At 67.2% G+C, this 8,728-nt stretch carries 10 protein-coding genes and 1 pseudogene; 2 read left to right on the top strand and 9 right to left on the bottom strand.

The window, feature by feature from the left end:
• Positions 1 to 43 precede the first annotated feature (43 nt).
• Positions 44 to 391, top strand: a pseudogene (locus NBW77_RS09420) (lysylphosphatidylglycerol synthase domain-containing protein); the annotation flags it as partial.
• Here NBW77_RS09420 and NBW77_RS09415 read toward each other — a convergent pair.
• On the bottom strand, positions 280 to 1,176 hold the full coding sequence (locus NBW77_RS09415; protein ID WP_284346909.1) for a phosphatase PAP2 family protein: 897 nt from the start codon (positions 1,174 to 1,176) through the stop codon (positions 280 to 282). The pseudogene NBW77_RS09420 and the gene NBW77_RS09415 sit on opposite strands and share 112 nt — an antisense overlap.
• A 111-nt stretch (positions 1,177 to 1,287) precedes the next feature.
• Positions 1,288 to 2,454: a glycosyltransferase family 4 protein gene (locus NBW77_RS09410; RefSeq protein WP_250279584.1), complete on the bottom strand. Its 1,167-nt coding sequence runs from the start codon at positions 2,452 to 2,454 to the stop codon at positions 1,288 to 1,290.
• 66 nt (positions 2,455 to 2,520) lie between these two features.
• Between NBW77_RS09410 and NBW77_RS09405 the strand changes: the two genes are divergently transcribed.
• Complete coding sequence (locus NBW77_RS09405) at positions 2,521 to 3,360, top strand: PIG-L family deacetylase (RefSeq protein WP_217497595.1); 840 nt, start codon at positions 2,521 to 2,523, stop codon at positions 3,358 to 3,360.
• Between the two features lie 141 nt (positions 3,361 to 3,501).
• Here the strand turns inward: NBW77_RS09405 and NBW77_RS09400 are convergent, their stop codons facing one another.
• From NBW77_RS09400 to NBW77_RS09370, 7 genes are all read right to left on the bottom strand, one after another.
• Positions 3,502 to 4,017: an LppP/LprE family lipoprotein gene (locus NBW77_RS09400; protein WP_131746963.1), complete on the bottom strand. Its 516-nt coding sequence runs from the start codon at positions 4,015 to 4,017 to the stop codon at positions 3,502 to 3,504.
• Between the two features lie 129 nt (positions 4,018 to 4,146).
• Positions 4,147 to 6,051, bottom strand: a complete 1,905-nt coding sequence (locus NBW77_RS09395) for an ABC transporter ATP-binding protein (RefSeq protein WP_502799461.1) — start codon at positions 6,049 to 6,051, stop codon at positions 4,147 to 4,149.
• 14 nt (positions 6,052 to 6,065) lie between these two features.
• Positions 6,066 to 6,506, bottom strand: a complete 441-nt coding sequence (locus tag NBW77_RS09390) for a lasso peptide biosynthesis B2 protein (protein ID WP_250279582.1) — start codon at positions 6,504 to 6,506, stop codon at positions 6,066 to 6,068.
• A 12-nt stretch (positions 6,507 to 6,518) separates the two neighbouring features.
• A complete protein-coding gene (locus NBW77_RS09385; protein WP_131746961.1) occupies positions 6,519 to 6,785 on the bottom strand; it encodes a lasso peptide biosynthesis PqqD family chaperone in 267 nt (88 codons plus the stop codon).
• A 196-nt stretch (positions 6,786 to 6,981) separates the two neighbouring features.
• Positions 6,982 to 7,155 carry a keywimysin-related RiPP gene (locus tag NBW77_RS09380; protein WP_131746960.1) on the bottom strand — a complete coding sequence of 58 codons (174 nt, stop codon included), beginning with the start codon at positions 7,153 to 7,155 and terminating at the stop codon, positions 6,982 to 6,984.
• A 269-nt stretch (positions 7,156 to 7,424) separates the two neighbouring features.
• Positions 7,425 to 8,258 (bottom strand): AfsR/SARP family transcriptional regulator, encoded by an 834-nt coding sequence (locus NBW77_RS09375; RefSeq protein ID WP_250279580.1) that lies wholly within the window; start codon positions 8,256 to 8,258, stop codon positions 7,425 to 7,427.
• A 155-nt stretch (positions 8,259 to 8,413) separates the two neighbouring features.
• Positions 8,414 to 8,728 (bottom strand): biotin/lipoyl-containing protein (locus tag NBW77_RS09370; RefSeq protein WP_284346908.1); only part of this gene is annotated, 315 nt, incomplete at its 5' end.

The raw sequence follows: 8,728 nt of genomic DNA, 5'->3' as shown, positions 1-8,728 counted from the left end.
CGTAGCGATCGGGGTACTGGCGCTTGCGCTGGTTGCGGCGACGGTGGTGACCAGGCGCAGGTCGAGAACACGGGGCGGAAGCCTTGCGGTGCGGTGCGCCGCAGCCCGGGACCACGTGCGGCGGGAGGCGACGGCGCTGGTAGCTGTCGTGCGCGACCCGGCCCGTGCCGCCAAGCTGTGGCTGGGATCGTTGGCGGTACCGCTGCTGCACGCCCTGATCCTCGTGGCCGTGCTGCGCGCGCTCGGGGTTCCCACGCCGGCGGGGACCGTGGTCGTCATCTACCTGGTCGCGTCGTCGCTGTCCGTCATCGTGCCCTCACCAGGTGGGCTGGGCGCACTCGACGTGACCCTCGCGACCGGGCTCATCGCGGTCGGCGTCTCCTCCCCGTCCGCGATCGGGGTGGTCCTCGGATACCGGCTGCTCACGGTCTGGGTGCCGCTGATGCCCGGAGCCTGCGTCTTCGCGTTCCTCGTCCGCCGCCGGATCATCTGAGTGGGTATCCACGGTCGCGCCGAAGTCGTTGCCTGCGGGTCGAAGCGGCTCGCTCGCGGCCGTAGCAGCCCGCTGGCGGAGGCGGTAGCCACCGCGACGCCGACTCCTGCCATGACGTCCAGAACGTAGTGGTTCGCGGTGACCACCACGACGATCCCGGTGATGATCGGGTAGGCATAGCATAGCTGCCGCCATGGCCTGCCGGCCAGCAGTGACGCAGCCACCATGGCCGTCCACGTCGCCCATGCCAGGTGCAGGGACGGCATCGCCGCGTACTGGTCCGCGGGAACGGGCCCGCCGTGCGTGGTGCCGAAACCTGCGAGCGCCACCGAGTCGACATAGCCGCCGTTCGGCAACAGCCTGGGTGGCATCACCGGCAGGACGAAGAAAACGATCATCCCGACGAGGTTGGTCGCCACCAGGGCGTTGCGCGCCGACCGGTAGATCGCCGGCCGGATCGCATAGCATCCGGCCAGGACCACGAGAGTAACGCTGATGTGGGCGAACTGGTACCACCAGGCGGCGAGCAGGGCGAGCGAGTGGTGGCCGGTCAGAAACCGGTTGCCCACCCGTTCGAAGTCGACATGGAGCACCCGTTCGACCGTCAGAACGCCGTGGGCGTGGTTGAGGGCTGTGATTCGGCGTGCCGCTTCGAAGGATCGGACGTAGTCGTAGACCTTCACCAGGACGACGACGATGAGCAGTTCGCCGATCAGGTGGGGACGGCCTGAACGGCCCGAACGGCGTGCGCTGCGCCGGATGCTCCACGGTGACGGTACGGCCCGGAGAACGGCTCAGCCCGCCACGGAGAACGGGTCGCGCGTCAGCGACGGACGTGCGCGGTCGGTAGCGAGCGCGTACATCCCGGCGGTGAGACGCAGCACATCCGACCAGGTTACCGGCGGTGCGACCGCCCGGTTGTGGGCAGCGATCGCCTCCCGCGCCGCGGGGGAGGCGGCGAGCCGCACGATCGCCTCGACCATGTCCGGGTCGCTGTCGGCAAGGATCCCCTCGTGCCCGTCGCGGACGAACTCGCGTATCCCGCCCTCGGACCTGGCCACCACAGGAAGGCCGGCGCAGCGGGCCTCGAGGGCGGCAATGCCGAAGGATTCCAGGGTCGCGGGTGCCACGAACAGGTCGGCCTGCCCGAACAGGGAACGGATCTGCGTCCGGGACAACCGGCCCGGCAGGCTCACCCATCCGGTCATGTGGTGGCGGCGAAGGTATCGCTCGAGCGACCGCCGCTCCGGACCGTCCCCGACAATCACGGCACGTAGCCGAGTCGTCGGTGCCAGGGCGGCGTGCGCCTGGTCGAGTATGCGCAACAGCTGCCGGGGCCGCTTGCGGGGTGCCAGGCGCATGACCGCGACGATGAGCACCTCGTCGGGGCTGCGGTCGTCGGGGGCAGGGGACGACGGGTCCACCTGCCAGGCCGCGACGTCGATCCCGTTCGGCAGGACGAACACCGGTGCCGGGGCGACCAGCCGACGCAGCGGTTCAGCGGCCACGTTGCTGACGGCCGTCCACACCACCGGCCATGACGACCATCTGGCGCCAGTGTCGAGGATCCGGAAGGCAGGTTCCAGGTAGGAGATCAGTGAATGTGCTGTCACCACGGTCGGGGTATCGGCGGCCGCCGACATGGCGGCGAACGCCAGGGGTGAGATCAGGCCGGCATGCACGTGTACGACATCATAGGCCCGTTCACGCAGCATCCGGCGACCGGCCCGCAGTGCCGCCGGATGCAGCGCCGAGGGCAGGGCGGCCGTCTCGGTCAGGCGATGCACCCGCAGCCCACCGGAGTACTCCACGGTGTGACGCTGCCCGGCCGGCCTCGGGGAGGACGTGATCACCTCCACGCGGTGACCTGCGGCTCGCTGACGCACGGCCAGATCGTGGACGTGCATCTCGATCCCACCCAGCCGCGGCAGGTAGAAGTCCGTCACATGGGCGATTTTCACGTGAAGTCTCTCCAAATCGGCACACCGTGGTACGGCCGACAAACGTTATCCGACGCTGAGACCCGAGTGCAGACTGGGGAAGTGTCCTACACCCTGGTTTCCTTCCACGCCCACCCGGACGACGAGGCGCTGCTCACCGCGGGAACCCTCGCTCGTGCCGCGGCGGACGGGCACCGGGTGGTCCTTGTCGTCGCCACTGTCGGGGGAGCGGGGCTCGCGTCCGCGGCGGTGCTGGCGGGTGGTGCGTTGGCCGAGCGGCGCCGGGCCGAGCTGGCGCGCTCCGCCGCGGTGCTCGGCTGCGCGCGGGTCGAGTGCCTCGGCTACGACGACTCCGGGATGGCGGAGGCACCGTCCGGGGCCCGGCAGGCGTTCGCCCGGGCGGATGTCGAGGAGGCTGCCGCGCGTCTGGCCGGCATCCTGCGGGAGGAGCACGCGGACGCGCTCACCATCTACGACCCGGCCGGGGGATACGGCCATCCCGACCATGTGCAGGTGCACCATGTCGGCCTGCGCGCCGCCCGGTTGGCGGGCACCCCGATCGTCTTGGAAGCCACCGTGGACCGCGGCAGGTTACAACGGGCGCTGCGGCTGGTCAGCCGTCTGCCAGGTGTCCCGGCGGACTTCGCTCCTGCCCGCCTCGCGGACGCCTACACCGCTCCGGAGGCGTTGACCCACCGGGTGGATGTGCGTGGCTATGCCCGGCAGAAGCGCGCGGCCATGGCCGCGCACGCCAGTCAGGCCACCGCCGACTCAGGGGTACGAACACTGGGCGTGCTGCTTCGGCTTCCGAGGCCGGTGTTTCGCTGGGCACTCGGTCATGAGTGGTATGTCGAACACGGCCGGACACCCGCGCGACCCCTCCTCGATGACATCTTCGCGAGCCTGGCCCGGTCGACGTCGACATAGTCAACGCTGTTGACGGCTCCTTGTTGAAAAATAAATCTTCACAAAAAACAACACACAAAAAACGCTCCTACCGCAATAGATAGCCGTTCGCGGTAGGAGCGGAGGAAAGCCGAGATTTCCCGGATTCCATGCTCGTGCTCGTTATCCCGTGTTGTTCACCGCTCGACGGCTTACCGGAGCCGACCAACTGGCAGGCGGAACGGGGTCCTGGGACGAGACTTTCGTCTCGTCCCAGCGGTAGCGGACCGTTGCCGCACCTGCGGTCGGACAGCACAGAGGGTCGGTGGAGTGATACAGATCGTATCCGAGAGCCACGACATCGCTGGTGGACCAGATCCACCGGATGGTCGCGCTCGGCCGTGCGGTGTCGGCTCCGACCAGGTGGCCGCGGTGGAAGAGGAAGGCGCGCTGCGGGTGCCCGTCCACGGAGCCGCTCCACCGCGCGACGATCACGCTGAGATCGTTGTTCTGGTTGAAGCCGCCTGTCTGGGTAGCGGTGTATCCCTGCGACCGGATGGTGGCCAGTGCCCGATCAAGACTCGGTGAGGGCGTCTCCGACGGTGATACCGGCGCTGCACGGGCGACTCCGCCACCCCATCCGGTAAGCACGACGGCGGCAATCATCATAGAAATAACGAAACAGCGCCGTAAGATCATGAATAACTCCTTGTCTCAGGCCTATCCGGTGAAGCTAGACGCCTGCCTCGCTCCCGGCTACCCGGTTGTCCACCGCATCCCTCATATCCCTTTCGTCGGTCGCCGTAACGTCACACCGATGTTTCCCGGTCAACGGTGGACCGTTATGCCGGACTCCGGCCGACTGGAAGCAAGCCGTCGGTAGAGAGAACTCGTCAGCATCAGTTCCTCATGCCGGCCGGTGGCCACCACCTGCCCCTTGTCAAGCACGATGATGCGGTCCGCCGCCTGTACCGTGGAGATCCGGTGCGCGATCACCAGAAGTGCACCGGTGGTTGAGATCTCCTGCATCGCCCGGGTGAGCGCGTGTTCGTTCATGGAATCCATCTGCGAGGTCGGTTCATCCATGAGCAGGACGGCGGGCCGGGCCAGGAGAGTCCGGGCGATGGTCACCCGTTGGCGTTCCCCTCCGGACAGCAGGACACCGTGGTCACCGACTTCGGTCTCCAGACCGGCGGGCATCCGTGCGAGCAGGTCCGTCAGGCTTGCGGTGCGGATGGCCCATTCGAGATCTTCATCGCTCGCGTTGGGCGCGGCATACAGGATGTTGTCGCGCAGCGTGCCCTGGAGTACAGGGGTCTGCTGCTCGACCAGATTCACCCACGCGCGGGCCGTGGAGCGGTCGATCGTGCGCACGTCCCGTCCGTCGAACAGGATCTTCCCGCGGTCGGGCTCGTAGAAACGCTCGATGAGTTGGAGCACGGTGGACTTGCCGGCACCGGATCTGCCGACCAGGGCGATGTGGCCGTGGCGTGGCACCGTGAACGACACGTCACGTAGTACCGGCTCCTGCCCGTAACCGAACCACACACCACGGAACTCGACCGCCGGGGCGCCGTTGAGCCGCTCGCCGTTGAGCCGCTCGACCACTGTTGCGGCACCGGACGCCCGCCCGACCCGAAATTGTTGCGATCCGCCGTCATCCTGGTTGATGTCGTTCAGACCGGAGCGCTGCTGCGCTGAGGTGTCAGGTTCTCGGTCCTGCTCGCGCGGTAGCGTAAAGACCGCGTTCACCCGTCGCAGTCCGCCCATGCCCCGTTGGATCGTCCCCGCCGCCTCGAACAGCTCGGACAGCGGCATGACGAGGTAGGTGGCATAGAGCAGGAAGGCGACGAGACCACCCAGCGACGTCGAGCCCTTCGCGACGAGTACGCCACCGAGGAGCAGAACGACGAGGATCGAGCCGTGGACCGCCAGCTCGACGGCCGGGGCGACGATCGAGTCCAACTTGGCCATCCGCACACCGGCGTGATAAGCATCCGTGGCGTGTCCGCCGATACGGTCGGCTTCCCGCTGCTCGGCGCGACTGGCCCGTACGGTACGGATCGCGGTGAGCGCACGTTCGAGGTCCGCGGTCATGTGCCCGACACTGGCCTGGCTGTGTTCCGAGGCGACGCGGATGCGCACCAGCACACCCAGCACCATCGCGCCGGCCAGTGCGACCGCGACCAGCACGATCAGGAACAGCAACGGGTCCAGCCAGATCATCATCGCCACCGCCCCCAGGACACCGATGGAGCTCGTGACGATCGCGGTGAAGCTGTAGGCCACCGCCTCCCGAACGAGGGTGGTGTCGGTGTTGGCGCGGGAGATCAGATCGCCCATTCGCCGCCGGTCGTAGACCCCGACACACAGCCGCAGCAGGTGACCGATCAGTCGTTTCCGCAGGCCGAGCAGGATCTGCTGACCGGTGCGCTCCAACAGGTAGTTCCCGAAAGTGTCGATCAGCGCCTGGCCGGCGAACAGCACGAGCAGCAGCGTGACCGTCGAGGCGGGGACACCACCGGCCTGTGCGGCATCAATCACGTTCTTCACCAGCAGTGGCTGTGCGATTCCGAGGATGGTCCCGAACAACGTGAGCGTGGTCGCGAGGCCAATGGGCCGCTGATACCCGCGGAGCAGGCGCCACAGTCCGGCGATCTGCCACTTTTCACCGTCCCGCGTTTCACCGTCCGGTACCGCCGGTACCGCCGGCAGCGGTTTGATTGCGATCACCGGGGATGCTCCGCTCATGACGCCCGGACGCTTTCCGGGGGGACCGCGATCAGTGGCCGGAGATGGTCGGCCGGCACCGGTTCGCCCACCATGACTCCTTCCGTCTCCACCCAGGCATGTGCAGCGAACGGGGCGACCCTGCGAACGCCGACGTACCAGGTCGGCCAGACGCCCGACGCGCGGCAGAGCAGCGTGGTCGCGAGAGAACGGGGAAGACAGCCGTGCGGACCCCGACACAGTGTGCTCACCGCCGTGACCGCGTCACGTGCGGCCAACGTCTGCCGGTAGTCGGCCGGCGTGGCCCCTCGGCGCAGCCAGGTCAGTATGAAACGGATCCGGCCGGGTGGCTGAGTGGCCAGGAGCCTGGCGGCCCCGACCGCGGCGATCGCCAGCGGTCGTCGCAGCGGTAGTGGTGTTTGTCCTCCTCGGCGGGGCGGCGACATGGGTGTGCTCATAGGTTGCTCCCGTCAGGAAGCGCGGTCGGCGACAAGCAGCCCGACCGCGTGCAACTGAGTCAGCAGGGCGCGTACGTCCCGGCCCGCAGCGGTTGTATCCACGTTGTAACGGTTAGCAACCGCGTCGGAGACCTCGGTGGTGGTGCGGCCGTCGAGCAGCAGCCGCAACACGAACGTTCCGGTCGGGTTGAGTGTCCAGTACCGACCGCTGCGCTCGTCCAGAAGCGCGGTCCCGTAGTCGGTTTCCGTGTGGACGACGCCTTCCCGCAACATCGGCATCTGTTCTCCCGCGGCTGTCCGGCCTGGCTGACGGCGGTAGTGGTCATGGATGTCGCGAGTTGCCGGGGTTCGTGAGCCGGCGAAGGCCCGGACGAGACGGGCGGGTGGCTCCGGCCCGTCCGGGCCTTCGCCACCCGCCCCCTTTCTCCTCCTACCCGACGCTCATGCGGCGTCGGCCGTAGTCACTCGGACTACTTCAGTACCTCCGGCCGAACCGGCCGGACCGGCCGAACCGGCCGAAGCCGAACCGGTCGAACCGGCGGCGGCGGAAGAAGCGGTGCCCGTAATCGTCATCTCCATAGCAGTCACCGGTCACCGTGGCGAAGGCACCGGCCTCGTGCAGGGCGGGCGCCTCATAGGAAGCCTTCATGGTTCCCTCCTGTCGAAGTCCGTAGCTGTCGAGTCGCCGGACGACCTGATCTTTTCCTGCTGGATCGATCACTGATCGGGACCAGTCTTCTGTCGACGTTCCGTGTCCGGCTGGTATCAACTCTTCCACCGAGAGGTTCAATGCCGGTTCAGCGCCCGTTCAGGACCGGTTCAGGACCGGTTCAATGCCGGTTCAGCGCCCGTTCAGGACCGGTTCAGGACCGGTTCAATGCCGGTTCAGCCTGCGTACATCCGCCGATCGGGGCGGCATCATCGGCGTCCGCCCTGTTCGGGCGGTTGGCCCGGGTCGGCGGCGTTGTCGGCCGTCAGAATCTCGTTGCCGGCTGAAAGGATCTGATGATGGAGTCGACGTAGGTCGATACCCGGTTCGATTCCGAGATCGTTTGCGAGGCGGTCATACACGGTCCGGTAGGCGGACAGGGCCTCGGCCCGGCGGCCTGAACGGTCCAGGGCGACCAGGAGCTGACCCCAGAGGCGTTCCCGGAGCGGGTATTCGACGATGAGCGCGCGCAGCGTGGGCAGGACGACCTCGGGTTGGCCCAGGGCGAGGCGGGCGTCCATGAGATCCTCCCAGACCGCCCAGCGCTGTTCCTCGAGCCGGGCGGTCTCGGCAAGCGCGATATCCGCGGGCAATTCTTCGAAGGGCTGGCCATGCCATAGGCTCAGAGCCTCCTCGAAGTATTCAATGGCTTTCTCTCGGGTGCCGAAACGCAATTCTTCCCGACCTCTGTCCGCCATCCTTCCGAATATTGATGAGTCCAGCTCCTCGGGTATTATGTTGATGCGGTAACCGCCCCTTCTGCTTTCAATTCTGTCGAATGAATCCAGGCTGGGTGGCAGTGCATGGCGCAACTGGGAGACATAGGTCTTGATATTGCCGGAGGCGGAGCGAGGCGGTTCGTCCTCCCATAGGGAGGAGCAAATCCGGTCAATGCCGACCCAAGTGTTGGAGTTCAGCAGCAGCAAGGACAGTAGCACCCGTGGTTTGCCCTGATGAATATCTACCGGTTCGCCGTCCGGCTTGTATACTTCCAATGGTCCCAGTATGTGGAAAAGTGCTTTCTCGTTCAGGGCGTCACCCATACGTCTTGCGGTACCCGGTCGATAGCCGGGTTAAGCCCGGCCATCCCGGTCAGGCGTTGCGGGTGGTATGCATCATCTGGATCCGAATCCGGGTCCGACCGCGACGTGCGGGTGATTGCGGTCGGACCCGAGGGATATGCCGTGCAAGTGAGAGGTCAGCTGGATGCCGGGTCCGGGGTGACGATCAGGAGGAGGTCGCCGACCTCCACCGAGGCACCGGAGGCGCGGACCAGTTCGGCGACGGTTCCGTCATGCGGGCTGGTGACGGCGGCTTCCATCTTCATGGCCTCGATGGTGGCGAGCCTGTCGCCGCGCACGACGCGGTCGCCGACCGCGACAGCGTAGGTGACAAGGCCGGGTAGCCCCGCGGGGATCTGCGCCCGATCACCCGGGTCGGCGCGTCGAGCCGCGGTGGACACCGCCGCAATCGACGAGTCACGGACCGACACCGGCCGCGGTTGGCCGTTGAA

The organism is Frankia sp. Cppng1_Ct_nod (assembly GCF_920656135.1).
In the GTDB taxonomy this organism is placed as follows: Bacteria; Actinomycetota; Actinomycetes; order Frankiales; family Frankiaceae; genus Protofrankia; species Protofrankia meridionalis.
This window is presented reverse-complemented; position numbering and strand designations above follow the sequence as displayed.

Coding starts and splice junctions, on each gene's coding strand:
- NBW77_RS09400 (WP_131746963.1), bottom strand. CDS start 4,017: ATGATCTTACGGCGCTGTTTCGTTATTTCTATGATGATTGCCGCCGTC.
- NBW77_RS09390 (WP_250279582.1), bottom strand. CDS start 6,506: ATGAGCACACCCATGTCGCCGCCCCGCCGAGGAGGACAAACACCACTA.
- NBW77_RS09385 (WP_131746961.1), bottom strand. CDS start 6,785: ATGCCGATGTTGCGGGAAGGCGTCGTCCACACGGAAACCGACTACGGG.
- NBW77_RS09380 (WP_131746960.1), bottom strand. CDS start 7,155: ATGAAGGCTTCCTATGAGGCGCCCGCCCTGCACGAGGCCGGTGCCTTC.
- NBW77_RS09375 (WP_250279580.1), bottom strand. CDS start 8,258: ATGGGTGACGCCCTGAACGAGAAAGCACTTTTCCACATACTGGGACCA.